22 protein-coding genes, 1 tRNA gene and 1 pseudogene are annotated in these 24,513 nt (G+C 61.5%); 13 read left to right on the top strand and 11 right to left on the bottom strand.

The window, feature by feature from the left end; all coding sequences use genetic code 11:
• Positions 1–30: 30 nt before the first annotated feature.
• The 7 genes from D3P04_RS04215 (at position 31) to D3P04_RS04185 (ending at position 5,311) form a co-directional block, all read left to right on the top strand.
• Positions 31–498, top strand: a complete 468-nt coding sequence (locus tag D3P04_RS04215; RefSeq protein WP_119746249.1) for an RrF2 family transcriptional regulator — start codon at positions 31–33, stop codon at positions 496–498.
• A 183-nt stretch (positions 499–681) separates the two neighbouring features.
• A complete protein-coding gene (locus D3P04_RS04210) occupies positions 682–1,872 on the top strand; it encodes a sulfate ABC transporter substrate-binding protein (protein WP_119746247.1) in 1,191 nt (396 codons plus the stop codon).
• Positions 1,873–1,875: 3 nt separating this feature from the next.
• Positions 1,876–2,715, top strand: a complete 840-nt coding sequence (gene cysT / locus D3P04_RS04205) for a sulfate ABC transporter permease subunit CysT (RefSeq protein WP_119746245.1) — start codon at positions 1,876–1,878, stop codon at positions 2,713–2,715.
• Positions 2,716–2,831: 116 nt separating this feature from the next.
• Positions 2,832–3,698, top strand: a complete 867-nt coding sequence (gene cysW, locus D3P04_RS04200; RefSeq protein WP_119746243.1) for a sulfate ABC transporter permease subunit CysW — start codon at positions 2,832–2,834, stop codon at positions 3,696–3,698.
• Positions 3,699–3,710: 12 nt separating this feature from the next.
• Complete coding sequence (locus D3P04_RS04195; RefSeq protein ID WP_119746241.1) at positions 3,711–4,430, top strand: sulfate/molybdate ABC transporter ATP-binding protein; 720 nt, start codon at positions 3,711–3,713, stop codon at positions 4,428–4,430.
• 15 nt (positions 4,431–4,445) lie between these two features.
• Positions 4,446–4,823 (top strand): hypothetical protein, encoded by a 378-nt coding sequence (locus D3P04_RS04190; RefSeq protein ID WP_119746239.1) that lies wholly within the window; start codon positions 4,446–4,448, stop codon positions 4,821–4,823.
• The gene (locus tag D3P04_RS04185; RefSeq protein WP_119746237.1) at positions 4,820–5,311 is read left to right on the top strand and encodes an Lrp/AsnC family transcriptional regulator; all 492 of its coding nucleotides are present in this window, start codon (positions 4,820–4,822) and stop codon (positions 5,309–5,311) included. The genes D3P04_RS04190 and D3P04_RS04185 overlap by 4 nt, the downstream gene beginning before the upstream one ends.
• 207 nt (positions 5,312–5,518) lie before the next feature.
• Here the strand turns inward: D3P04_RS04185 and D3P04_RS04180 are convergent, their stop codons facing one another.
• The 10 genes and pseudogenes from D3P04_RS04180 to D3P04_RS04130 form a co-directional block, all read right to left on the bottom strand.
• On the bottom strand, positions 5,519–5,935 hold the full coding sequence (locus D3P04_RS04180) for a hypothetical protein (protein ID WP_147391881.1): 417 nt from the start codon (positions 5,933–5,935) through the stop codon (positions 5,519–5,521).
• A 348-nt stretch (positions 5,936–6,283) separates the two neighbouring features.
• Positions 6,284–6,385 (bottom strand): annotated as a pseudogene (locus D3P04_RS23925) (IS630 family transposase); the annotation flags it as partial.
• Positions 6,386–6,991: 606 nt separating this feature from the next.
• Positions 6,992–8,320: a dimethylsulfonioproprionate lyase DddP gene (dddP, locus tag D3P04_RS04165; RefSeq protein WP_119746229.1), complete on the bottom strand. Its 1,329-nt coding sequence runs from the start codon at positions 8,318–8,320 to the stop codon at positions 6,992–6,994.
• A 61-nt stretch (positions 8,321–8,381) separates the two neighbouring features.
• Positions 8,382–9,956: a dipeptide ABC transporter ATP-binding protein gene (locus D3P04_RS04160; protein ID WP_119746227.1), complete on the bottom strand. Its 1,575-nt coding sequence runs from the start codon at positions 9,954–9,956 to the stop codon at positions 8,382–8,384.
• The gene (locus D3P04_RS04155) at positions 9,953–10,795 is read right to left on the bottom strand and encodes an ABC transporter permease (RefSeq protein ID WP_119746225.1); all 843 of its coding nucleotides are present in this window, start codon (positions 10,793–10,795) and stop codon (positions 9,953–9,955) included. Before D3P04_RS04155 ends, D3P04_RS04160 begins: the two co-directional genes overlap by 4 nt.
• Positions 10,792–11,739 carry an ABC transporter permease gene (locus D3P04_RS04150; protein ID WP_119746223.1) on the bottom strand — a complete coding sequence of 316 codons (948 nt, stop codon included), beginning with the start codon at positions 11,737–11,739 and terminating at the stop codon, positions 10,792–10,794. The genes D3P04_RS04155 and D3P04_RS04150 overlap by 4 nt, the downstream gene beginning before the upstream one ends.
• 85 nt (positions 11,740–11,824) lie before the next feature.
• On the bottom strand, positions 11,825–13,426 hold the full coding sequence (locus D3P04_RS04145) for an ABC transporter substrate-binding protein (RefSeq protein WP_119746221.1): 1,602 nt from the start codon (positions 13,424–13,426) through the stop codon (positions 11,825–11,827).
• A 98-nt stretch (positions 13,427–13,524) separates the two neighbouring features.
• Positions 13,525–14,574, bottom strand: a complete 1,050-nt coding sequence (locus tag D3P04_RS04140) for an aldo/keto reductase (protein ID WP_119746219.1) — start codon at positions 14,572–14,574, stop codon at positions 13,525–13,527.
• 113 nt (positions 14,575–14,687) lie between these two features.
• Positions 14,688–16,184 carry an aldehyde dehydrogenase family protein gene (locus tag D3P04_RS04135; protein WP_220475264.1) on the bottom strand — a complete coding sequence of 499 codons (1,497 nt, stop codon included), beginning with the start codon at positions 16,182–16,184 and terminating at the stop codon, positions 14,688–14,690.
• Between the two features lie 25 nt (positions 16,185–16,209).
• Positions 16,210–17,610: a lyase family protein gene (locus D3P04_RS04130; protein ID WP_182912723.1), complete on the bottom strand. Its 1,401-nt coding sequence runs from the start codon at positions 17,608–17,610 to the stop codon at positions 16,210–16,212.
• A 221-nt stretch (positions 17,611–17,831) separates the two neighbouring features.
• Here D3P04_RS04130 and D3P04_RS04125 point away from each other — a divergent pair, with 221 nt between their 5' ends.
• From D3P04_RS04125 to D3P04_RS04105, 5 genes are all read left to right on the top strand, one after another.
• The gene (locus D3P04_RS04125) at positions 17,832–18,821 is read left to right on the top strand and encodes a LysR substrate-binding domain-containing protein (RefSeq protein WP_119746213.1); all 990 of its coding nucleotides are present in this window, start codon (positions 17,832–17,834) and stop codon (positions 18,819–18,821) included.
• 2 nt (positions 18,822–18,823) lie between these two features.
• The gene (locus tag D3P04_RS04120) at positions 18,824–19,714 is read left to right on the top strand and encodes a LysR substrate-binding domain-containing protein (protein ID WP_220475263.1); all 891 of its coding nucleotides are present in this window, start codon (positions 18,824–18,826) and stop codon (positions 19,712–19,714) included.
• Positions 19,715–19,897: 183 nt separating this feature from the next.
• Complete coding sequence (locus tag D3P04_RS04115) at positions 19,898–21,115, top strand: mandelate racemase/muconate lactonizing enzyme family protein (protein ID WP_119746211.1); 1,218 nt, start codon at positions 19,898–19,900, stop codon at positions 21,113–21,115.
• Between the two features lie 5 nt (positions 21,116–21,120).
• Entirely contained in the window at positions 21,121–22,740 is a 1,620-nt protein-coding gene (locus tag D3P04_RS04110; RefSeq protein WP_119746210.1) for a GMC family oxidoreductase, read from the top strand.
• 135 nt (positions 22,741–22,875) lie between these two features.
• Positions 22,876–23,310 (top strand): tyrosine-type recombinase/integrase, encoded by a 435-nt coding sequence (locus D3P04_RS04105; RefSeq protein WP_119746208.1) that lies wholly within the window; start codon positions 22,876–22,878, stop codon positions 23,308–23,310.
• A 9-nt stretch (positions 23,311–23,319) separates the two neighbouring features.
• On the opposite strand, the gene D3P04_RS04100 is transcribed toward D3P04_RS04105, so the two are convergent.
• Positions 23,320–23,396: transfer RNA gene (locus D3P04_RS04100), tRNA-Arg, on the bottom strand.
• A gap of 101 nt (positions 23,397–23,497) precedes the next feature.
• Between D3P04_RS04100 and D3P04_RS04095 the strand changes: the two genes are divergently transcribed.
• Entirely contained in the window at positions 23,498–24,511 is a 1,014-nt protein-coding gene (locus D3P04_RS04095; protein ID WP_119746206.1) for a LacI family DNA-binding transcriptional regulator, read from the top strand.
• Positions 24,512–24,513 lie beyond the last annotated feature (2 nt).

The raw sequence follows: 24,513 nt of genomic DNA, 5'->3' as shown, positions 1-24,513 counted from the left end.
AATCAAGTTTTTCTAACCCGCCGGAAATAAATGATCACTCAGAAAACGAAATACGCTCTCAAGTCTCTTATGGTGATGGCCGATGAAATGGCACGGGATGGGACAGCTTTGCGCATCGAAGAGATTGCCGAGCGGTCCGGGGCTCCGAAACGGTTTCTGGAACATATCCTTCTGGATCTGAAGCGCGCGGGCTTTATCGGTAGCCGGCGCGGACGCAAGGGCGGTTACGAACTTATCAAGAATCCCAGACGGATCTCTATCGCCATGATCCTGCGGCTGATCGACGGGCCGATGGCACCTTTGCCCTGCCTGTCGCGAAAAGCCTATCAGCGATGCGAGGACTGCAAGGACGAGGAAACCTGCCGGGTGCGGGCAGTCTTTGGCGGTTTCTACTCGGCTTATATTCTGATGATCGAGTCGCTTACATTGGCGGATCTGATGGAAGATTCGCAGCCCCTCGAAAGATTCTCCCTGTCGGAAGTCGCTGCCGGAGAATAATTTTCCAAAATCTCGATCAAAATAGGCGTAATTTTTCCTTTGCAAAACACGACTATCTCTGTCGTAATTTAGATGTCAGGCGGCGCTTGCGACTCACGACAAACCTGATCGCATGATCGGACCCCGTGAGCGCTGCGCCAGTCAGGCATAAAACGATGACCCGGTTCAGCAAAGGAAGTCACTATGATCCGCACAATCGCCATCAGCTCGCAGGTACTCGCGCAGGGCACCTTCGTCCGGGATCTTGTCGGTGGTCATATCGAGATCGATACGGGTGGTCGCAGACTGTCCGGGAAGCCGGTCGCATCACGAAAAGACACGCGCGTCTCGCCTGTCAGAGCGGCGTTCTCCGCAAGACATTTGCGCGCAGGACTACTTTCAATGATCGCTGCCATCGGTCTTGCCGTCAGCGGTGCCCCTGCCGTGCATGCGCAGGAATCGGTGGAAATCCTGAACGTTTCTTATGATCCCACCCGCGAATTTTACCGGGCATATAACGAGCTTTTCAACGAATGGTGGAGCGAGCAAGGCAATGATCCGGTGACATTGCGCCAGTCGCATGGCGGGTCCGGCGGACAGGCCCGGTCGGTGATTGACGGGCTGGAAGCACAGGTGGTCACATTGGCGCTTTCCGCGGATATCGACGTCATCGCGGAAAACACCGGTAAGATACCTGAAGACTGGCAGTCGCGCCTGCCACACAATTCCTCGCCCTACACATCGACGATCGTGTTCCTTGTCCGGGAAGGCAATCCGAAAGGCATCGAGGATTGGGATGATCTGGTCGGAGAAGATGTGCAGGTCATCACACCGAACCCCAAAACCTCGGGCGGTGCCCGTTGGAACTTCCTGGCCGGTTGGGGCTGGGCACTCAAGGAGTTTGGCGGCGACGAAAAAAAGGCGCAGAACTATGTGGCCGCGCTTTACGGAAATGTTCCGGTCCTCGACACAGGTGCGCGCGGGTCGACGAATACCTTCGTTCAGCGTGGTATGGGTGACGTACTGCTAGCCTGGGAAAACGAGGCATTTCTTGCGCTCGAAGAACAGGGCGAGGATGCGTTCGATATCGTGGTCCCGTCGATCTCGATACTGGCCGAACCGCCCGTCGCCCTGATCGACGAAAACATCAAGTCAGATGCGCAGCGCGAAGCCGCGGAGGCCTATCTGGAGCATCTTTACAGCCCCGAGGCGCAAGCCCTTGCCCTTAAGAATTTCTATCGCGCCTGGGATACCTCGGCTGCGTCAGAAGAAGACATCGCCCGCTTCCCCGAAGTCGAGCTTCTCTCGATCGAGGATTTCGGAGGTTGGGCCGAGGTGCAACCGACCTTCTTTGCCGATGGCGGCATTTTCGACCAGATCTACGAAGGGCAGTAAGGCATGAGAACGGGTATTCTCCGCTCGGCCTCGCCCCTGCCGGGCTTTGGGCTGAGCTTCGGGATCATGATGACGGTGCTTTCCATCGTCGTGCTTTTACCGATCGCCGCCCTTCTGGGCCGGGGATTGACCATTGGCCCTGCCGATCTGTGGGAAATGGTCAATTCACAGCGCATCCGCAGCGCCCTGCTCCTTTCTTTTCGGGCCGCACTGATCGCGTCACTGTTCAATCTGGTGTTCGGGCTGCTGCTGGCCTGGGTTTTGGTTCGTTACAGATTCTGGGGTCGACGCCTGATCGATGCGGCGATCGACCTGCCCTTCGCCCTGCCGACGGCGGTGGCCGGTATCGCACTGACGGCTCTTTATGCGCCCAATGGCGTATTCGGACAGTTGCTGGCACCATTCAACATCAAGATCGCCTATACCGAGATCGGTATCTGGCTAGCACTGATCTTCATCGGCTTGCCCTTCGTGGTGCGCACGGTTCAGCCCGTGATCGAGGAACTCGACCACGAGCTTGAAGAGGCAAGCGCCACACTTGGCGCGCGGCGCATCTATACCCTGTATCGGGTCATCCTGCCCACGCTGACGCCCGCGCTCCTGACCGGCTTCGCTCTCGCGCTTGCCCGATCAGTTGGTGAATACGGCTCGGTCATTTTCATCGCGGGCAACCTTCCGCTTCAGACCGAGATCGCGCCGCTGCTGATCGTGATCCGGCTCGAGGAATATAATTACGACGCCGCCACTGCGATCGGACTTGCCATGCTGCTGATCTCCTTTGCGATGCTGCTTGCGATCAATGCCATCCAGATCTGGAGCAGACGGAGGATGGGCGATGTCTAGCGACGACCAAATGCGGCGCCATCCAGATGATGCAGTGACGCGCCCGTCCTCTGAACAGCACATACAGCGGAAATACCGGTTTCCGAGCAACGACCGAAACCGCGGGAGACTTGTAAATGTCTGATATTGCGTATCCTGTACGGGCAAACCCCGTCACGACAGAACCGCGCCTCGCCCGGTATATCCTGATCGGAACGGTCGTCGTTCTGATTGCCATCCTGTTATTCGCACCACTCATCGCGGTCTTTTCCGAGGCCCTGCGCGAGGGATGGTCTGCCGCGATTTCCTCACTTTCGGAGCCGGATGCGCGCTCTGCGATCCAGCTGACGCTGCTGGTTGCGGCGGTTGTCGTCCCTCTCAATGCCGTCTTCGGCATCGCTGCAGCCTGGGCAATCACGAAGTTCGATTTTCGCGGCAAGGCTTTCCTGATCACGCTGATCGACCTGCCCTTCTCAGTCTCGCCGGTGGTTGCCGGTCTGGCGCTGGTCCTGCTCTTTGGTTCGAATTCGGCTCTTGGTGCCTGGTTCATCGCGCATGACATGAAAATCGTCTTCGCTCTCCCCGGTATCCTGCTTGCCACGATGTTCGTGACCTTCCCCTTCGTGGCGCGCGAATTGATCCCGGTGATGATGGAACAGGGCCGGGCCGAGGAAGAAGCCGCCCTGACCCTTGGCGCTTCGGGTTGGCGTACATTCTTTACCGTGACGCTGCCAAATATCCGCTGGGCGCTGCTTTATGGTGTGCTTCTTTGCAATGCGCGGGCCATGGGCGAATTCGGTGCGGTTGCGGTCATCTCCGGCAAAATCCGGGGTGAGACAACCACCATGCCGATCATGATCGAAATGCTTTATAACGAATATCTCTCGGTCGCCGCCTTCTCGTTGGCCGCAGCACTGGCCATGCTTGCGCTGGTCACCCTCCTCCTGAAATCCCTGCTCGAATGGCGTTACGCGGATCTGCTTTCTGCCACCCGACGTCATTAGAAAGGTTCAGTCATGTTTGTTGAAATCGAAGAAATCGCAAAAGAATTCGGCGCCGAGCGCGCGCTTCATCCCGTGTCGCTTTCCATTCCCTCGGGCGCGTTGATTGCACTTCTGGGTCCTTCGGGTTCCGGCAAGACAACGCTTTTACGTATCCTCGCGGGACTAGAATTCCCAACCTCCGGCCGCGTGCTCTTTAACGGAGAGGACGCAACCGGGATGAGCGTGCAGCAGCGCCGCGCCGGTTTCGTGTTCCAGCATTACGCCCTGTTCCGGCATATGACCGTTTTCGAAAACGTGGCCTATGGTCTGCGCGCCAGAAAACGCAAGGAACGCCCGACCGACGCCGAGATAGGACGGCGCGTCAATCGTCTGCTGGATCTCATTCAGCTGCCCGATATCGGGCCGCGCTATCCCAGCCAGCTTTCGGGTGGACAGCGCCAGCGTGTCGCCCTCGCCCGCGCCCTGGCCATCGAACCCCGAATGTTGCTGCTTGATGAACCTTTCGGCGCGCTTGACGCCAAGGTCAGAAAGGAGCTGCGTCAGGGCCTGCGCGAGATTCACGATACGACCGGCCTGACAACCGTCTTCGTGACGCATGACCAGGAGGAAGCCATGGAACTGGCGGATCTGGTCGTGGTCATGTCGATGGGGAGGATCGAACAGGTCGGCAGACCCGGCGATATCAGAGCGCGTCCGGCCAGTGAATTCGTTCGCGCCTTCACCACGGCCTAAGAATGGGCGGGTGCGATGCAACCCCGGCCCCAATCCGGCCCGCATTTCTGGCTTCGTGCCGCATTGTGGTTCACGACGGCAAAGTTGCGGGTGCCGGGACCGGTCACGAACAGCATCGGGCATGGATGGGACATTCGCACCGCAGCGCCGAAATGGGTTTGCGTCTGGCACAGTTACCCCGAAGCGCAACGCCAGCTGCGCACGATCGTGATGCCCAGGCCCCGGCGAGGCCGATTCGATCCAGTCTGGCAGGCCCTGCTTCACCAGAGCCTGTATGATTTCGGGCTGAGAAGAGACGAGCCGAATGCCAGGCTCTTCGCGCAAGCCAAAAGCGAATTCTTCGCCCGGCTTGCGCCACCGTGGACCAACTTGATGGCAGGACCATATAAATGAACGCTCCAGTAAACACCCCCGCACTCGACAGGATTGACCGAAAAATCCTTCATGAATTGATGCGAGACGCGACCCTGCCCGTGGCACAATTGGCAGAGCGTGTCGGATTGTCTCAGACACCTTGCTGGAAAAGGGTGCAAAAGCTCGAAGCCGCCCGGATCATCACCGGCCGGGTTGCCCTGGTTGATCCCGATACGATTGGCCTTGGCTTGATGGTATTCATTGAAATCGAGGCCGCGGATCACAGCCCGGAATGGCGGACGCAGTTTCGGAAGATCATCCCGCAATTCGATGAAATCGTAGAGGTTTATCGGATGGCAGGTGATATCGATTACCTGCTGAAGGTCGTTGTGGCCGACACCTCTGCCTTCGACCAGTTCTATCTGGAACTGACACGGGCATTACCATGCCGGAACGTCACATCGAAATTCGCGATGGAAACCGTCCGAACGACCACAGCCTTGCCGATCGATGTCGAAACGGTCTAAGGCGGTTCACTCTTCCGAATGCGCCATCAAGCGGCGCTGCGCCCTGTCGTCATGAGATGACCCGGTTCTACGGCGAACTGCCATAGCCGAATATGCGGCACCCGAGCGGTCGCCGGTTCGACGGTTGCGGGGAGGTTTAGGTTTTAGCGCCATGATCTTGCTCATCATTTCAGGTGAGACTGTGACCCAGCATTCCGCATGACCCTTCTACGCTTTCATATGGACCTGGCGCTCTTCGGGCCATAAATCGTCTGGCGTGATGCAAACCGCCTGATCAATCCGCGCGGCCGTCTCACGCATGAAGCGCACCAAGGCTGCGTTGTAGGGATCGGCAGCGTCGCAGAAGGCGCTGATCCAGGCGTGATCAGACGGCTTACGCTCCACACGGCTTTGGCGGTTTCTTTTCCTGTCCTGATCGATCATCTCGAATCGTGTGTAGCGGGCGACGCGCAGCAACGGCGTGCCGACTATCTCATGCACATGGTTAATCACCGCACGTGCAGGCGTCACGATTTCACGCCACCATGTGTCCGTGGATGCATTGGGGCGCAATTTCGGCCCGAGGCCTTTCAGGAACTTCCCGGTGATTTCGGACACCGGCATGCCACCGATTTCATCGAGCAAGGGTAGCATTGCCGGGCAGAACGTGTGTTGGCCGGGTAAAGCTCTATCGCGTCCTTGAAGTAAAATACCGTTTTCTCGCCACTGTAATGCCTCCGGCGCTGCATTTCAGATTCTTCAGCTATCCAATCCCGTGCGCCAACTTCATCAAGTGCTCCCGTGCTTTTGCGATATGGACCGGTGATGGCCCGGCCGTTGATATTGACACGGCCCCTGCCCCACCAGACGCGGCCCCGGAGGTATGGTTCGAGCGGCATTTCTGTCCCTCCATCAAAATCTAATCTATGTGTGCAGGCGTGATAATCGAAGTGTAGCATTCTTCGTCGGTGAAGAGGTCGCACACATGGCCGACGTCTGCCAAGGTTCGTCATATGTCCGAGCCGCTACCTTCCTGATCAGCGCCTTGAGTTTTGAGAGCACCATTTCAATGGGGTTCAGATCGGGACTGTAGGAGTTGGAGGGATCAGGAAAGGCCTCAGTTGGGCGTTTCCCCCGAGCAACGGAACAGGAACCACGCACCGATGCCCCGCACGGCGCGAGCCGCGCCGGGACTTTTGTGACTGGATAGGTTGTCGAGGATAACGACGTCGCCCTCGCGCAGCGTCGGCGCCAATTGGGTCTCTATAGAGGTCGAACATCTCGCTGTTCATTGCCCCGGTCTCGCGCTTGAGCCGCACCATGTCGTTGACGAGCTTGATCGAAACGCAAAGCCGCCGGGCCGTTTCGGTATGCGTGTTTCCCTGCTCGACGACTGCAACGGCGCGTTCCCGTAGCTCAACAGGATGCGGTCTGCCCATCTCTGCCCCCATATCCGCCTCGACGGCAGGGAAATCCAGAATCCGATCAGGACCGACACGCTCTAAACTCTTGAAGGCCATCTAAATCCAGAACCTCTTTGCGCAGTTGCGGTTGGTGAAATCCAAGATGAACGCAGCTTCTGAAAGTTGTTCGCTGCTTGATTGCGCTGGCCGACATGGAAATGGCCGCGGGGCAGGTTTCATGGGCGCGGCCATTCTCTCGTATTGCTGGGACGTCGCCGGCCAAGCTTGTCCCAAGCGCTCAGGACAGCCTTTCGTCGAACGGGCAGGAGGTCATGTTCTTGCAGCCGGTCGCTGTGACGAGCACCTGATCCTCGAGTTTGATCCCGTAGGGGCCGTTTTCCGAACCGATATAGGCCTCGACGCAGAGCATCATGCCTTCCTCCACCACCCCGTCATAGCCCGAGGACTCCCAGTCGATCGGATGCGGAATGCGCGGCCATTCGTCGCACAGACCGACACCGTGGAACCGGGTGTAGCGGTTCTTCAGGAATTCGGGCGTCAGGTGATGACCGAGATGGCAAAGCTCCTTGAAGGTGACGCCGGGGCGAATGTGCTGCATGTTGGTCATGATATGCTCATGGGCGATGGCGTGCAGGCGGCGCATCTCCGGTTCGGGCGCTCCGTCGCCTATGAACCAGCTGCGAGAGATATCCACGCACATGCCATAGGACCCGATGAGGTCGGTATCCCATGCAAGGATCTCGTTGTTGCCGATGATGCGCGGGCCGCATTCCTGGAACCAGGGATTGGTGCGGGGTCCCGAGCTAAGGATGCGCGTCTCGATCCATTCGCCGCCGCGCTTTATGTTTTCGGCGTGCAGGACGGCCCAGACGTCGTTCTCGGTCACCCCCGGGCGGGCGGCCTTGCGCATCTCGGCGACCGAGGCCTCGCAGGCGTGAATCGCGCAGCGCATCGCGGCGATATCGTCGGGGCCTTTGATCGCGCGGGCTTTTTCCATGACCTCCTCGCCATTGAAGATCTCGAATCCCCTCGCATCCAGCGCCCGGAGCCCGGCAATCTGGATCTTGTCGATGGCAATGCGACGGCTGGTACCGCAGCGCGCCTGCAGGATCGTATCCAGCTGATCGGCAAAGGCGACGGCCATTTCCTCGGTGCGATCGCCGTTCTGGAAGTAAAAGAATGACGCTCCGCCCCGGACCTCGCGCACGAGGGGGTTGTGGGCCGACAGGAAATCGTAGCCATCGTAATCCCACAGGATCATGTGGCCATCTGCGGTGACCAGACAGGCGCGGAACGGGTTGTGCGCCGCCCAGAGCTGCATGTTGGTGGTGTCGGTCGCGTAGCGGATCGACAGCGGGTCATATATCAGCACCCCGTCGAGCTGCCGCTCGTGCAGCGCGGCGACGATCCGGTTCAGCCGGTATCGGCGCATCGAGACTAGGTCGGGGCAGGCGATACCGGCCGCGGCCCATTCGGCGAAGGCCAGCGGCGTCGGGCCGATCTCGACGCGGTCATTGTCGTCGGGGCTGCCGTCAGGACGCGTGGCGGGGCGACGGGCAGGATCGATCTTGCGAGGGGCAGCGTCGGAGAACACGAAATCGCTCATGGCTGGTCCAATCCAGAAGATGACGGGAATCGCCTTCCCGCGGGGTTATGGTCGAAACGGGTCAGAACACCCCACGACCGGGCGCGGCGGCCAGCAGATCACGGGTATAGGGATGTTGCGGCGCGCTCAGCACGGCGCTGGCCGGGCCACGTTCGACGACATGGCCCTTGCTAAGCACGATGATCTCGTCGCTGATCTGTGCTGCAACCCGCAGATCATGCGTGATGAACACCACGGCGAGCGAAAGCCGGCTTTGCAGATCGGCGAGCAGATCCAGAACCTGCGCCTGCACCGACACATCGAGCGCCGAGACGCTCTCGTCGGCGATCAGCACATCGGGCTGCATCGCCAGCGCCCGGGCGATCCCGATACGTTGGCGCTGCCCGCCGGAGAAGGCCGCCGGGCGCCGGTCATAGGCGCTGCGCTGCAAGCCGACGAGTTCCAGCAGATCCTTGGTGCGTGCGATAGCCTCGGCGCGCGAGGCGCCTGACAGCATTGCCGCGCGGGCGATCATCGGGCCGACCTTGCGGCGCGGGTTGAGCGATCCGAACGGGTCCTGAAAGACCATCTGGATCTTGCGCCGCATCTTGCGCAGCGCGCCGCCCTTGAGCGCCAGCATCTCCTGCCCCGCCACGACGACCCGGCCCGAGCTCGGGTCGGTCAAGCGGATCAGATTGCGGGCGATCGTCGATTTTCCCGACCCGGATTCGCCCACGATCGACAGCACCCGGCCGGGCGACAGGTCGATCTCGATGTCGTGCAGAACCTGTTTCGTGCCGTAGGAATGGTTGAGCGCATCGACACGGAGCGCGGAGGCCCCGGCCGGCGCCGGCGGCCGGTCATGCGGTTCGAGGCTAGGTACCGCGGCGATCAAGGCCTTGGTATAGTCATGCGCGGGCGATTTCAGAACCTGCTCGGCGCTGCCGATCTCGACGATTTGCCCCTGGCGCATCACGGCGATCCGGTCGGCGATATCGGCGACGACACCCAGATCATGGGTGATGAAGATGATCCCGTGGCCATGGTGATCACGCAGCTCGCGGATCAGTTTCAGGACCTGCGCCTGGGTCGTTACATCAAGTGCCGTTGTCGGCTCATCGGCGATCAGCAGCCGGGGGCTCATCGCCAGCGCCATTGCGATCACGACCCGCTGGCACTGGCCCCCCGAAAGCTGATGCGGATAGGAGCGCAGGATGCGATCGGGTTCGGGCAGGTGCATTTCCTCGACCAGCGCACGGGCGCGGCGCTGGCGTTCCGCGCGCGGCAGATCCGAATGCAGCTCGAACACTTCCTCGATCTGCTGCGCGACGGTCAGCGCCGGGTTCAGTGAGGCCATCGGTTCCTGGAAGATCATGCCGATATCCTTGCCGCGGATATCGCGCCAGCGTCGTTCCGAGACCCGCAGCAGATCCTCGTCGCTCATCAGCGCCTGACCCCGTGCGACCCTCAGGCCGCGCGGCGCGGCCCCCATCAGCGTCGCCGTCAGGACGGATTTTCCCGAGCCCGACTCCCCCACGATGCACAGGATCTCGGCCGGGTTCACTTCGAGCGTCACTCCCTCAACGGCAAAGGGACGATCGGCCCCCTTCGGCAGCGCCACGGAAAGGTCGCGCACATGCAGGATGGGTTGGGTCATGCCTGACGCTCCTTGGCCTCATTGACCTCGCGCAACCCGTCGGCCAGCAGGCTCAGGCCCAAGGTCAGCGACGAGATCGCAATGCAGGGGAAGATCACCAGATGCGGGAAGGCGATCGCCATCGCGCGGCCCTCGTTGACCATGCCGCCCCAGTCCGGAGTGGGCGGCGGCAGGCCAAGGCCCAGAAAGCCCAGCGTGCCGATGGTGATCGCCGTATAGCCCAGCCGCAGGCAGAAATCGACGGCAAGCGGACCGGTGGTATTGGGCAGGATATCGACCAGCAGGATGCGCCAGGTGCTTTCGCCCTGGGTGATTGCCGCGGCGACGTAATCGCGGCTGGCAACATCCATGGTGATGCCGCGCACGATGCGGAAGATCGCCGGAGCACTGCTGAAGGTGACCGCGATCACGATATTCAGCGGCGAGGCGCCGATGAGGACGATGATGACGATATAGAGCACCAGCACCGGAAAGCTCAGCACCACATTCGCGGCGAAGGACAGCGCGGCGTCAATCCGCCCGCCCATATAACCGGCGATCAGCCCGAAGAGCATGCCAAAGGCATACGCGGTTAGAGTGGCGAGCGTGGAATAGATCACAACGGTGCGGGCGCCCCAGATCAGCCTCGACAAGATGTCGCGTCCCAGCATGTCGGTGCCCAGCACGAACAGCTGTCCGTCCGCGCCCGTGGCCATCGGCCGGGCAAGCGGCTGCAAGGTCTCCAGCGGGTCATAGGGCGCCAAGATCGGGGCAAGGAACGCCACCAAAAGCCAGCCTCCCGACAGGGCGACACCGATCACCACCAACGGTTTTTTCAGATAGGGCAGCAGGATCTTCATGCCTTGGCTCCAAGGGAAATGCGCGGATTGAGCCAGCCATAGATCAGGTCCGACAGGATCTGGCTCAGCACAACCACCAGAACCGAGACCATCGCACAGGCCTCGACCAGATAGATGTCCTGATTCAGCGCAGCGTCATACAGGAGCGAGCCGAACCCCTTGTAGGCATAGAAGACCTCGATCACGATCACCCCCGACAGAAGCCAGGGCAGTTGCAGCATGATGACCGTGACCGGGGTGATCAGCGCATTGCGCATCGCATGCCGCAGTACGATCCGGGCAGGGTTTGCACCCTTCAGCCGTGCGGTTCGGATATAGTGGGTGCCCATCACCTCGACCATCGAGGCGCGGGTGATGCGCGCCAGATAGCCCATCGAATAGAGGCCCAGCACCAGAACCGGCAGGATCAGCTCGCGCAGGGAGAACCCCGAGATCATCGTGCTGGCGCCGGGCAGAAGCCCCAGCCAGAATACGAAGATGCCCGACAGGAAAACAGCAGATGCGAAATCCGGGATCGAGGTCGTGATCACCGAGAAGACCGAGATCACTCGATCGAGCAGCGATCCAGCCCGCATCCCCGCCAGGATGCCGAGGCCAAGCCCGAAGACGACGATGACCAGCAAGGCCCCCCCTGCCAGCAGCGCCGAGGCCCCGAGCCGCGGAAATACGATACTGGTGATCGGCACACGAAAGAACGTCGACAGGCCCCAGTCCCCGGTCACGAACCCGCCCAGCCAGCGCAGATAGCGGATCACGAACGGATCGTAGTAGCCGTTCTCGGCAAGCCAGGCCGTCCGTTGGTCCGGCGTGGAATATTGCCCCAGCACCTTGACCGCGACATCGGCGACATTCACCTCGAAGGCAAGAAAGATCAGAAAGGACACCGTCAGCATGGTGAGGATGGCGACGGCGGTCTTTCTCAGCAGAAACGACCCAAGAGTCATCGTGGCTTCCTTTGGAATTGTTCAAGCGGGGCCTCCCTGCCCAGCCTGACAGAGCGGGGCGCCGCGTACGGCGCCCCCTTTCGGATCAGGACAGCCAGATGCTATCCATCCGATAATAGTCCGACGGGTGTAGCACGAAACCCTGGACATTCTGGGCGGCGGCCGTCATCGGCTCGGACCAGAACGCCTGAACCATGACGGCGCTGTCCTGCAGGATGCGCTCGACATCCTCCATGGCGGCCTTTCGGGCCTCGGGATCGACAAGGGCCATCGCCTTGTCGAGCGCCGCATCGAATTCGGGACTGGCGAAATGGCTTTCATTCCAAGACCCGCCCGAGCGATAGGCCAGATCCATGGTCATCGAGCCAAGCGGACGATGCGCCCAGTAGGTCAGGCCGAAGGGCACCTTGTTCCAGATCGGCCAGTATTGCGTCGCGGGCAGAACGTTCAGCTTCACCTGAATCCCGGCTTCCGCCAGGTTCTGCTGAAGCACCTGGGCGGTGTCCTGCTCCCATTTGCCTTGTGTATTGCCCAGCGTCAGCTCGATCGCCAGCCCGTCGGCATGCCCGGCCTCGGCCAGCAGCGCCTTTGCCTGTTCCACATCGCGCGCCATCGCCGGCAGCGGGAAATAATCGGCCTGCACCGGCGAGACGTGATAGTTGCTCGCAATCGTTCCCTTGCCACGATAGGCGATGTCCAGCATTTGCTGGTTGTTCGCGGCCAGCTGGATCGCCTTGCGCACCCGAATATCGTCGAAGGGGGCCTGATCGACCTGCATCCGCATCACGACCGTATTGGCCGATTTGCCCGACAGGATCTGGATGTTGGGCAGCGACTGCATCAGATCGTATTCGGCAATGGTGGCGCGATAGATCAGATCAACCTGACCGCTGGACAGCGCCGCCAGATGAGTCGTCACGTCGGGCCCGAGGTCGATATACTGGATCTCATCGAGATGTGCGGGCGTGCCCCAGTAGTCGGGCCGCTTGGTGAAGACGGCGCGGCGTCCGACCTCGATGACCTGCAGGGCAAAGGGGCCGGTCCCGACAGGGTTTTCGGGCCAGTTGCCGGTGAAATCGCGGTGCACCATGGCACAGGTATAGGAATAGAGTTGCTCGGGCAGCGAGGCCACGGGCCGCGACAGAGTGATCCGCACCGAGTGATCGCCGGTTTTCTCCATCCCCGAGATCGCGGCAAAGGCGGTCTTGTTCGAGCTTTGAGAGTCCGGCGCGATCCAGCGGTTGATGTTGAAGATCACGTCCTCGGGGGTGAAGGCATCGCCATTCGACCAGGTCGCGCGCTCGTCCAGTTCGAAGTCCCAAAACGTGAGGTCTTCCGACGGCGTCCAGGCCTTGGCCAGATAGGGCCGCACGATGTTGTCGGCGTCGACCCAGGTCAGGAATTCCAGGCTGTTGCGGTAAAGGTTCGAGGCCTCGATCCACTGACTCATCATCGGATCAGTGATTTCCTGGATCTGGCAGGCAAAGCGTAAGGTGCCGCCGTCCTTGGGCGTCGCTTGCGCATGGGCCAGATCCGGCATCAGGCTGGCGCCGCCAACGGCCACGCCCAGCCAAGACAGGGCGCGCAGGAAGCTGCGCCGGTCCATGCGTCCTGCGTTGAAGTCGGTTTCCATGCGGCGGGCTGCGGGATGCACCGGGGCGCCGCTCAGAGTCTCGAGATCGTTCATGTCGTTCTTCCCTGTTTGCGTTGTGGCAGTTGAAATGCCGTTTTTTTCTTCGGGCGAGGAAACGGGCGCGTCACACCGCGCCCGCTACAGTGTTTCCGTCAGCCAGCGTTGGCCATGGCCGCAGTGCCCGCGGTTGCGAAGCGCCCCTCGGCCGGTCGCGGATCGCGCGGAATGCGCTTGCCCACGGTATAATCGGTGATCGGATCGCAGGGAGTATAGTTGCGCTCGATCTCGAAAATCTCCTCATCGTCAAGCTGCGTCTCAAGCGCGGCGATCGCGCTGTCGAGTTGGGCGGTCGTATCCGCTCCGACGAGCATCGACGAAATCTCGGGCTTGCGCAGAACCCAGGCCTGCGCGATCTGCGCGGGCGGCAGGCCGCGGGCCTCCGCAACGCGGGCGACCGAGGTGGCGATCTCGCGCGAGGCGGAGTCGCTATACATCTCGGCGGTGAAGAAATCCGTCTGGTTGCGGATAGACTTCATGTCGTTGGTCAGGATGCCACGGGCGAGTGGGCTGAAGACCGAGACGCCGATCCCCTGATCCTTGCAGTAGGGCAGCATTTCGCGCTCTTCCTCGCGATAGGCACAGTTCAGCTGCAACTGCATGTTGATCGGCTTCGCCCAGCCGTTCTTATCGCAGACATTCATGATCTTGGCGAATTGCCAGACGGCCATGGTCGAGACCCCGACATACCGCGCCTTGCCCATGCGGACGATATCGTTCATCGCCTCCATCGTCTCTTCGACCGGAGATTCGGAATCGAAATAATGCAGCATGTAGATATCGACATAGTCGGTCCGCATCCGTTTGAGCGAGTCATCGATCGCATCGAAGACATGCTTGCGGGAATGGCCGCCATTGTTCAGTCCGCTGCCGACCGGATAGCCCAGCTTCGTGGTGATGACCAGATCATCGCGCCGGGCCAGACGGTGCAAGACGTTGCACACGACCTCTTCGCCCACGCCGGTCGAGTAGAAATCGGCGAGGTCGATGAAGTTGACACCGTTGTCGAGCGCATGGCCGATGATCGGCTCGCTCTCGGCCTCGTCGAAGATCCAGGGCTTCCATTGCTTCGAGCCCATGTTCATCGTGCCCAGGCACAGGCGGGAGACTTTCAGGCCGGATTGGCCGAGACGGGTATATTGCATCTTGTGCATCTTTCGGAGGGAGTTGCCGAGCAGGCTTGGCAGGGATGTGTGACAGGTGAGTTCGACAGGGGGGCGGGAACCGGCCCGATCGGCCGCTTCCCGCAAGACTGGCGTCAGGCGTCGCCGTAATAGATCCAGGTGCTCTTGCTGCGGGTGTAGGACGAGAGCGAATGGATCGCCATTTCCTTTCCCCAGCCGCTTTCCTTGAAGCCACCGAAGGGTGCCGAGAGGCCATAGCAGCCGTAGCGGTTCACGAAGACCATGCCCGCGTCGAGCCGTTCGGCTATCCGATGCGCCAGGCTCACATTGCCGGTATAGACCCCGGCGGCCAGACCATAGCTGGTGCCGTTGGCAATGCGCACGGCCTCGTCCGCGGTCGCGAAAGGCGTGCAGGAGAGCACGGGGCCGAAGATTTCTTCTTGGGCGATGCGCGCCGTATCCGGTACGTTCGAGAAGATCGTCGGGCGGATGAACAGGCCCTTGCCATTCTCGCCGCTCGTATCGGCATGGCCCCCCGCGACCAGCTCGGCCTCGGTCTTGCCGATCTCGATATAGTTCAGGATGCGCTTGAACTGTGCTTCGTTGCACTGGGCGCCCTGCTGGGTCGAACTGAGCAGCGGATCGCCGCAGGTCACCGCCTCGGCCCTGGCGACCAGTTTCTCGAGGACGTAGTCGTAGATCCCCTTCTGGATCAGGAAACGGGTCGGTTCGGAACATTTCTCGCCCTTCTGCGAGAACATCACATAGAAAGCTCGCTCGATCGCCGCATCGAGATTTGCCGTGTCATCGAAGAAGACGCAGGGCGATTTTCCGCCGAGCTCAAGCGTGACGCTCTTCAGGTTCGAGGCGCCCGAGTTCTGCACGATGCGGCGGCCCACGCCGGTCGAGCCCGTGAACGAAACCTTGTGGACGTTGCGGCTGATCGTCAGCTGGTTAGCCGCCTCGCCATCACACAGGACAAGGTTCAGCAGCCCCTTGGGCAGGTCCATCTGTCGGTCGATCAGCTCGAACAGATGCAAGGTTGCCAAGGGCGTGTATTCCGAGGGTTTCATCACCACGCTGTTGCCCATCGCCAGCGCAGGGGCGATCTTCAGGCTGGCCTGATAGAGCGGATAGTTCCACGGCGCGATCAGCGCACAGACGCCAACCGGATCCTTGGTGGTGAAGTTCAGGAAGCCATCCTCGACGGGCGAGACTTCGCCATAGAACTTGTCGGTCCAGCCCGCGTAATATTCGAAGATCTCGGCGCAGGTATAGATGTCGTCATTGACCGCCTCGAGATAGGTCTTGCCATTGGCAAGGCTTTCCAGAAGCGCCAGGCGCGTGACGTTCTCGCGGATCAGGCGGGCAATCGCCAGCAGCTGGTCGGCGCGAGCCTTGCGTGCGGTCTTGCGGCTCCATGCCTCGCTCTGATGGCAGCGGTTCGCCGCGACGGCCGAGGCTTCGATCTGGTCCTTGTCGGCCAGCGCGATCCGGCACAGGGTCTCGCCGGTGGCGGGGTTCTTCACGCTCCAGTCGGCCCCCGCGCCCGCAATCCAGTCGCCGTCGATATAGTGCTTCTTGTCCTGCGCGAGCCAACCAAGGGCCCAGTCAAGATCGCTTTCCTGCAAGATGTCTTTCATCATGGTCTTCCAATCAGGAGGTGTGTTCGGTTTGCGGGGACAGGTCAGCCTCGGCCTGCGCAACTTCGCGGTGTACGAAGGCAAGGTCGCCGGCGGCTTGCCCGGCGATCTGACTCGAGTAGCTGTATCCCTTCAGCTGCTTCAGCCGGATCAGCGAGGGCAACAGGCTGGTGGCATTGTCGGTGTTGCGCGCCACATCGGCGCGCAGGCCCTGCACGCAGTTGCGACGCAACGTCGACACGCCGCTTTCCAGGATCGCGATCATGTCGAGCAGATTGACGATGACCACGGCTTCCCAGGGGTTGTAATCCATTTCCCCATGATCCTGGGTCATGCGAATCGCGGCGGCGCGGCCGCAGGCCATCATCCCGCATTGCACCATGAATTCGGGGATGGTCGGATTGATCTTGCCGGGGATCGCCGAGGAGCCGGGTTGCACCGCAGGCAGCACCAGCTCGCCCAGGCCGCCATGCGGCCCCGAGGCCATCAGCCGCAAATCCTTGGCAAGGCGGATCAGCGTCCGCGCCATCTGCTCGAGCGTCGCCGCCAGATTCAGCAGGCGATCATGCGCCTGCGAGGCAGCAAAGAGATTATCCGTCCGGCGCAACCCGGCGGGCAGCCCCGCAGCGGCGAGTTCACCGTTCAGCACACCGATCACCTGCTCGAAGAAATCGGCATCGCAATCGATCGAACGGCCGATGATATTGCCGCCAAGGTTGATCTGGCGCAATGCCTCCGCCGCGGTCCCCGACTGCGCGAGGTTCAGCCGCAGATTGACCGCGACCCCGCCCAGATAATCCTGAAACCCGATATCCACCGCATCCTGAAGGCAGGTCCGCGACAGCTTGCGCAGCGGTGCCCATTCGGCGCCAAGCCGTTCCAGATCCTGCGCCAGCCCCTCGATTTCAAGGGAAAACGGCTGAAATGCCGCCAAGGCCGCGATATGGCAGGCCGAGGACAGACAGTCGCTCGTCGAGTGATTTAGGTTCACGTGATCGTTTGGATGGACCGGGGCATAGCTGCCCAGAGGCGCGCCGAACCCATCCCGGTTGGCGAGGTTTGCCAGCACCTCGTTGACGTTCATGTTGAACGATATCCCGCCGCCACCATGAAAGGCATGCACCGGGAAGGCCGCGCCCCACGACCTGTCCGACAGCCCGTCCACCGCATCGACGATCGCTTGCCCTCGGTCGCGAGCGATCGCGCCGGTCAGGATGTTGGTCAGAGCTGCGGCCCGTTTGATCTGAAGCATCGCCGTCAGCAGGATCGGGTAGTCCGCGAATGTCGCCGCCCCCTGCAGGGGATAGAGCGCGACCGCCCGCTGCGTCTGGCCGCCGAACAACGCCTCTGCCGGAACATCGACGCTTCCGATGCTGTCGTGCTCTTGTCGCGTTTGTGGTTGATTCTGAGACATGATGTCACGTTCCCGGCTGCAGTATTTCTGAAAATGAACAGAAGGCCCCGCAGTCTGGCAAACGAATTTACCGCCAAGGTCATGAGATATAATCATGACTTTCGGATGGATTTTTGCTTTACGCTTGACGGACTGGCCCGGATTTCCTGACAGTGCAGCCCGCGATCCCGCCTGCTCACAACGGGCATTTCAGGGCGCAAAGAGCAACCTAAGGCACGGATATGTCATCATTTCCCACGCTTACATCGCTGAAGGCCTTCGCCATGGTTGGAAACTGCCTCAGCTTCACCCAAGCGGCGAAACGGCTTGGGGTGACGCAAAGCGCGGTCAGTCGGCAAATTCGCCAACTCGAAGAAGCGATGGACATCGTCTTGTTCCGCCGCGTCGGCAATAGTGTCGTCTTGACCGAGTCGGGCGCCCTGTTACACGAAAAATTGGCAGACGCCTTCGACCTGATGGACGAAGCGGTCCGCGGCGCGAATGAATCCCTGCCGCGGGAAAAGCTGACCGTTCTGGCGCCTCCGACCTTCGCCGCGCGTTGGCTGGCACGCCGACTGGCGTCGGTCCGCCACAGTCTGCCCGATCTCGATCTCGCAATTCACATGCAGCCCGAAAACAATGTGCGCTTTGATTGCACCATCCGCTTCGGAACCGAGGCGCATCAAAAACAATCCAGTACCCTTCTGATGATGGAGCAGCACATCGCGGTCTGCGCGCCTGATCTCTGGGCCGATGAGCAACGTCTGCGCCGCAGTTGCCTGCTCTACATTCTCAACGATACGCGCCGTCTGCCGACCTGGGAAAACTGGTTCTCCGCGACCCAGCACAATCGCAACATCTTTCCGGAGAATTCGGTGGAATTTGCGACGCTCGATATGGTGATCCAAGCGGCTCAGAGCGGAGGCGGAATTGCCGTGGTCGACCGCAGCATGATCGAATTCGAATTAAAGTCCGGTCACTTGACCCAGATCGACCCGGTTATCGTCACCGGTCCCTTTGGCTATTGGCTGGACATCAACAACGAACGCATGGAGCGGAGGCGCGTGCTGCGTTTCGCGCGCTGGCTTCAGAATGCTGCGGGCGCAGGCCGCGAGGCGATTGGAGGTTTGCCCCCGGCGAAGCGGGCTCTCGATGACAGGCGGGAGAGGTTGCCTGACGCGGACGGAACAGCCTTCAACCCGAATGCTGCTCAGGACGGCGTTGTCGACTGATCATGCGCAGGCTACCTGGACTTCCGGCACTGAAGGTCTTTGAGGCGGTCGCGTCGAGCCGCAGTTTCACCCGCGCGGCGGGGCTGTTGAACCTGACGCAAAGCGCCGTCAGCAAGCAGATCCGCACCCTTGAGACGGATCTGGGAGAAGTCCTGCTGATCCGGCGGCACCATGATCTGGAATTGACGGCCGCTGGCAACGCCCTGCTCGACACGGTTCAAAGTCTGTTGCCGGGGCTGGAGACCGCCTTGCGTGGGATTTCCACCCGGCAATCCCGCATCAGGGTCAACGTGCCGCCCACCTTCGCCAAGCGCTGGCTGATGCCGCGGCTGTCACAATTGCGCGCTGATTTGCCCGAGCTGGACCTCAGCATCAGCACGATGGCGTCGGACGGGTTGAACGAGCGCAACCTGCTGGATTGCGCGATCCGCTTTGGCGATGGCGAATGGCCGATGCTCGAGGCCCGGCGGCTGATGACCGAGCGGCATATCGTCGTCGCAGCCCCCGGCCTGCTTGCGGCACATCCGGTCACCGGCCCGGCGGATCTGGTGCATCTGCCCCTGCTGCATGTGCTCGCGGCGGATGATCGCCGGTTTCTGACCTGGCGCCATTGGCTGGATGCGGCGGGCAGCCCGGAAATCGACACGCGCCCCGGGCTGGAATTCGACCAACTCGACCTTGCGATCGAGGCGGCCATCCGCGGCTTGGGGATCACCTTGGCCGATCGGGCGATGATCGCGCCAGAGCTTGAAAGCGGTGCGCTGGCCCGGGTTCTGCCGGTCGCGATCGAGGGGCACGAGTCCTACTGGTTCGTGACCCGGCGGCAAACCGGACCGAACCTGCCGCTGGAGTTGTTCCGCGACTGGCTTCTGACCAGCGCCGCTGCCGAGTGACGGGGCGGTTCCGGCATTCCAATCCGGACTGCTGATCGCGAAAATTCTTCGTTTGCAGCGCATACCGAGATCGGGAAATCCTGCCCGACAGGATGGTCGTCGCGATCCGCGCTGTGCCCCCGGCAAAAGGCGCCTGCGCGGCGGCACTCGACGCAAACCCGCCTGCCCGAAAGGATCGCCCGGATGAGACTTGCTGACCTGGATATCCACGTCGTCGCCGTGCCGCCGCCGCATGTCGGTGGCACGTATTGGATCTTCGTCCAGCTTCGCACCGCCTGCGGCATCGAGGGTCTGGGCGAGGTCTATGTCACCGCCTTTCACCCCGGGGCGATGGTGCCTCTGATCCGCGACGTGTTCGAGCGCTATCTGCTTGGCCACGATCCGCACCGCATCGAGCGTTTCTGGCGCGCGGCCTATTCCAGTGGCTTCACCCAGCGGCCGGATCCGACGATGATGGGGATCGTCTCGGGGCTGGAGATTGCCTGCTGGGATATCATCGGCAAGGCGGCGGGCCGGCCAGTCGCCGATCTTCTGGGTGGGCTCGTCCATGACCGGCTGCGGGCCTATACCTACCTCTATCCGGTCGATGCGCAGGGCAATTTCGATTACACCGATGCCGATCTGGCGGCGGACTGTGCCCTGCGCATGGTCGAGGCGGGCTTTACCGCCGTGAAATTCGATCCGGCTGGCCCCTACACCGACTATTCGGGCCATCAGCTCTCGCTGGCGGTGATCGAGCGCTGCGTGGATTTCTGCGCCAGGATACGGCGCGCGATCGGCATGCGCGCGGATCTGCTGTTCGGCACGCATGGGCAGATGGCGCCGTCGGCGGCGATCAGGCTCGCGCGGCGGTTGGAGCCCTTCGATCCGCTGTGGTTCGAGGAGCCGGTGCCTCCGGGTCAGGAAGGCGCCATGGCCAGCGTTGCCCGCACCACCTCGATCCCCATTGCCACAGGCGAGCGCCTGACGACGAAATACGAATTTCAGCGCGTGCTGGAGACCGGCGCGGCCTCGATCCTGCAGATGAATGTCGCGAGGGTCGGCGGGTTGCTTGAGGCCAAGAAGATCGCAGGCATGGCCGAGGCGCATTATGCGCAGATCGCGCCGCATCTCTATAACGGCCCGGTCGGCGCCGCGGCCAGCATCCAGCTGGCGGCCGCCTCGCCGAACTTCCTGATCCACGAGGCGATAACCGATTTTTCTGGGTTCCACGCCGAGGTGCTCAAGCGCCCCTTGCAGGTGGAGGACGGGCATATCCTGCCGTCGCGCGAGCCGGGTCTGGGCATTGAGCTGGATATGGAGGTGGTGGCCCGCCACAGTCCCTATGTGGGCCAGCGTCTGCATCTGCAGATGGATCCCGCGCCCGTCGATGTGCGCGCACTGACACCGGCACGAGGGTAGGCGCGATGGGCGACGGACAGTTCGATTTCATCGTCATCGGCGCCGGATCGGCCGGTTGTATCCTGGCCAGCCGGCTCAGCGAGAACGGTCGCTATACCGTTCTACTGCTCGAGGCCGGCGGCAAGGACAGCTCCTTCTGGTTCCGGATCCCGATCGGCTATGCGCGCAACTTCTATGATCCGCGGGTGAACTGGATGTTCTCGACCGAGCCCGAAGCCGAATTGCACGATCGCAAGATCTATGTGCCGCGGGGCAAGGTTCAGGGCGGCTCGGGGTCGATCAATGCGATGATCTTCCTGCGCGGCGCGCGCGAGGATTTCGACGACTGGGCCGCGGCGGGCAATCCGGGCTGGGGTTTCGACGATGTCCTGCCCTGGTTTCGCAGGCTCGAAAGCCATGCAGGCGGCGCATCCGAGTGGCACGGCGGCGACGGGCCAATCCATGTCACCCCGATGCGCGGCATGACCCATACCGTCGCCGATGCCTTTCTCGCGGCCTGCCGCGCCCTTGGGCTGCCGCAGAGCCCCGATTTCAACGGCGCCTCGCTCGAAGGGGCGGGTGTCTATGATGTGAACACCCATCGCGGTCGGCGTTCCCATTCCAGTGCGGAATATCTGCGCCCCGCGCTGAAGCGCGCGAATCTGCATCTCGAGCGCAACATGCAAGCTACGCACCTGCTGGTCCACGAGGGGCGGGCGACGGGTGTCGCTGCCGTCAGGGGCGGCCGGACCTACCGTTATCATGCCCGTCGCGAGGTCATCATGACCGCCGGAGCGATCGGCACTCCGCAGCTGCTGCAACTCTCAGGCATCGGTGATGGCGCGATGCTGGCCGCGCTCGGGATCGCGCCGCGCCATCATCTTCCCGCCGTCGGCCGTAACCTTCAGGACCACCTCGCGGCCAGCTTCTATTACCGCGCGCGGGTGCCCACGCTGAACGGCAGCTTCGCGAGCCCGTTCGGCCAAATGCGCCTTGGTCTGCGCTACCTTCTGACGGGCAAGGGCCCCTTCGCGATGAGTGTGAACCAGGCCGGAGGTTTCTTTCGGGGCAGCCCGCAGCAGGCGCGCCCGAACCTACAGCTCTATTTCAACCCCTTGTCCTACCGCATTCCGGCCGATCCGAAGGCAGGGCTGAAGCCTGAACCCTATCCCGGGTATCTGTTGTGCTTCAATGCCTGTCGCCCGACCAGCCGGGGTATCGTCTCGATCCGCGCGGCCGATCCGTTCGTAGCCCCGGCGATCCGCCCGAACTTTCTGTCGACCGAGCATGACGTGATCGAGGCTCTGCAGGGCTGTGAATTGATCCGCCGCATCGCCGGCGCCCAGGCCCTGAGACAGGCGACCGCGCAGGAGGTTTCGCCGGGCCCCGAGGTCGAGAGCGATGCAGATTTACTGGCGTATTTCCGGAAAAGCTCGGGCTCGATCTACCATCTTTGCGGAACCTGTGCGATGGGGCCGGAATCGGTTGAGACCGTGGTCGATGCCCGCCTGCGCGTCCATGGTATGGCGGGCCTGCGGGTGGCCGATGCGTCGATCTTTCCCAATATCACCGCCGGCAATATCAACGCGCCGGTCATGATGGTTGCCGAAAAGGCCGCCTCACTGATACTCGAGGACGCAGGGTGATATTTCACGCCAAGCTGCAGAGGGACGGGCTAAGTTGGATGACGGTTTTCCACCGCCTCTTCGATTGCCATGCTGTAGCCGCGCGTGCGCTTCCTGTCCTCCACGCCGAACAGAGGCGGAAACTGGGCACCATGAATGAACGACTGCTTTCGTCTGACTGTGCGGTACCGCGCCGCGCTGCCGCAAGTCCGCTTTCCGCCCATCCAAAGCCCAACTGGAGCTGGTCATGGCCGCGTTGCAGAGACCGCCAAGGAAGGCACGTTGTCCCGCTATGTGATCGAATCGGGCGGCAGACAGGTCGGAAGCATAAAGACCGGATTCAATGCGGCAGTTGAACGCGCAGGCATTGAACATTGCACCCAGCACGATTTGCGCCGAACGGCTGGCAGGTTCGTGGCAGAGGCCGGAATGCCGATTGACGAAATTGCTCAATACCTTGGCCACACGAACCCGATTATCACCCGGTCAACTTACTCGCGATTCTCGCCAGAATACCTTCGGAAGGCGGCAAATGCGCTGGAATTTGGTTCGATGAACCAGAGTGCAAACCCCAAAACGCCTCGCAAGTGATTGATTTAATGGTGACCCCGGCAGGACTTGAACCTGCAACCTGCCCCTTAGGAGGGGGCTGCTCTATCCAGTTGAGCCACGGGGCCATGTGCTGGTGTTTAGGCCGGCAGGCATCCCAATGGCAAGGTTGTCCTGTCAGTTGATGTCCGCTAACATATGAATGATAGCAAATTTTCATCGGACAGAAATGAACAATCCCCGCTCTCGCCGCTCGCTGACCCTGCGTGATGTCTCCGAAGCGTCCGGGGTATCCGAGATGACGGTCAGCCGTGTTCTGCGAAATCGGGGGGATGTTTCGGCGGCAACGCGGGAAAAAGTCCTGACCGCCGCAAAGACATTGGGCTATGTGCCGAACAAGATTGCCGGAGGGCTGGCAAGCCAAAGGGTCAATCTGATTGCGGTGGTCATTCCTTCATTGTCGAATCTCGTATTTCCCGATGTTCTGGGCGGCGTCTCTGCCGAGTTGGATGATACCGGGCTGCAGCCCGTGGTCGGGGTAACGAATTACTCTCCGGCGCGGGAAGAGATGGTGCTTTACGACATGCTGTCATGGCGGCCCTCGGGCGTCATTCTGGCAGGGCTGGAGCATAGCAAGGCCTCGCGCGCGATGCTTGCCAATTCCGGCATCCCGGTCATCGAAATCATGGATACGGACGGGGAAGCGGTCGATACGATCGTCGGAATTTCGCATATCCGGGCCGGGCGCGAGATGGCCGAACGGTTGCTTGCGGCAGGCTATCGCCGGATCGGTTTTGTCGGCACCCATATGCCCGAAGATCACCGCGCCCGCAAACGCATGGAAGGGTTCGAGCAGGGACTGGCCGCCGCCGGCGTGCAACTTGCGGGGCGGGAATATTATCAGGGCGGCTCATCGCTTCTGAAAGGCCGGGAACTGACCGAACGAATCCTGACCCGCGCGCCTGATCTGGATTTTCTCTATTACTCCAACGACATGATAGGTGCAGGCGGATTACTGCACTGTCTGGACAAGGGCTATGACATTCCCAATCGACTGGGGCTTGCAGGCTTCAATGGGGTGGATTTGCTGGATGGCCTGCCCATGCGCCTGGCGACGACCGATGCGCGACGGGTGGAAATCGGACGGCGTGCCGCGCGTCTGGTTGCTGGGAAGGAAACGCCGCCGGAAGGGCGCGTCATTCAGCTAGCGCCGACTTTCATGCCCGGGGACACCATCCGCTAAGG

The organism is Paracoccus onubensis, assembly GCF_003591515.1.
In the GTDB taxonomy this organism is placed as follows: domain Bacteria; phylum Pseudomonadota; class Alphaproteobacteria; order Rhodobacterales; family Rhodobacteraceae; genus Paracoccus; species Paracoccus onubensis.
The sequence above is the reverse complement of the archived record's forward strand: the minus strand, read 5'-3'. Positions and strand labels throughout refer to the sequence as shown.

Excerpts from the sequence above, each read along its gene's own strand:
- D3P04_RS04130 (WP_182912723.1), bottom strand. The coding sequence starts at position 17,610 with ATGTCTCAGAATCAACCACAAACGCGACAAGAGCACGACAGCATCGGA.
- D3P04_RS04115 (WP_119746211.1), top strand. The coding sequence starts at position 19,898 with ATGAGACTTGCTGACCTGGATATCCACGTCGTCGCCGTGCCGCCGCCG.
- D3P04_RS04190 (WP_119746239.1), top strand. The coding sequence starts at position 4,446 with ATGCAACCCCGGCCCCAATCCGGCCCGCATTTCTGGCTTCGTGCCGCA.
- D3P04_RS04155 (WP_119746225.1), bottom strand. The coding sequence starts at position 10,795 with ATGAAGATCCTGCTGCCCTATCTGAAAAAACCGTTGGTGGTGATCGGT.
- D3P04_RS04140 (WP_119746219.1), bottom strand. The coding sequence starts at position 14,574 with ATGCAATATACCCGTCTCGGCCAATCCGGCCTGAAAGTCTCCCGCCTG.
- D3P04_RS04215 (WP_119746249.1), top strand. The coding sequence starts at position 31 with ATGATCACTCAGAAAACGAAATACGCTCTCAAGTCTCTTATGGTGATG.
- D3P04_RS04110 (WP_119746210.1), top strand. The coding sequence starts at position 21,121 with ATGGGCGACGGACAGTTCGATTTCATCGTCATCGGCGCCGGATCGGCC.
- D3P04_RS04150 (WP_119746223.1), bottom strand. The coding sequence starts at position 11,739 with ATGACTCTTGGGTCGTTTCTGCTGAGAAAGACCGCCGTCGCCATCCTC.
- D3P04_RS04210 (WP_119746247.1), top strand. The coding sequence starts at position 682 with ATGATCCGCACAATCGCCATCAGCTCGCAGGTACTCGCGCAGGGCACC.
- D3P04_RS04145 (WP_119746221.1), bottom strand. The coding sequence starts at position 13,426 with ATGAACGATCTCGAGACTCTGAGCGGCGCCCCGGTGCATCCCGCAGCC.
- D3P04_RS04185 (WP_119746237.1), top strand. The coding sequence starts at position 4,820 with ATGAACGCTCCAGTAAACACCCCCGCACTCGACAGGATTGACCGAAAA.
- cysW (WP_119746243.1), top strand. The coding sequence starts at position 2,832 with ATGTCTGATATTGCGTATCCTGTACGGGCAAACCCCGTCACGACAGAA.
- dddP (WP_119746229.1), bottom strand. The coding sequence starts at position 8,320 with ATGAGCGATTTCGTGTTCTCCGACGCTGCCCCTCGCAAGATCGATCCT.
- D3P04_RS04195 (WP_119746241.1), top strand. The coding sequence starts at position 3,711 with ATGTTTGTTGAAATCGAAGAAATCGCAAAAGAATTCGGCGCCGAGCGC.
- D3P04_RS04105 (WP_119746208.1), top strand. The coding sequence starts at position 22,876 with ATGAACGACTGCTTTCGTCTGACTGTGCGGTACCGCGCCGCGCTGCCG.
- cysT (WP_119746245.1), top strand. The coding sequence starts at position 1,876 with ATGAGAACGGGTATTCTCCGCTCGGCCTCGCCCCTGCCGGGCTTTGGG.
- D3P04_RS04120 (WP_220475263.1), top strand. The coding sequence starts at position 18,824 with ATGCGCAGGCTACCTGGACTTCCGGCACTGAAGGTCTTTGAGGCGGTC.
- D3P04_RS04125 (WP_119746213.1), top strand. The coding sequence starts at position 17,832 with ATGTCATCATTTCCCACGCTTACATCGCTGAAGGCCTTCGCCATGGTT.
- D3P04_RS04160 (WP_119746227.1), bottom strand. The coding sequence starts at position 9,956 with ATGACCCAACCCATCCTGCATGTGCGCGACCTTTCCGTGGCGCTGCCG.
- D3P04_RS04095 (WP_119746206.1), top strand. The coding sequence starts at position 23,498 with ATGAACAATCCCCGCTCTCGCCGCTCGCTGACCCTGCGTGATGTCTCC.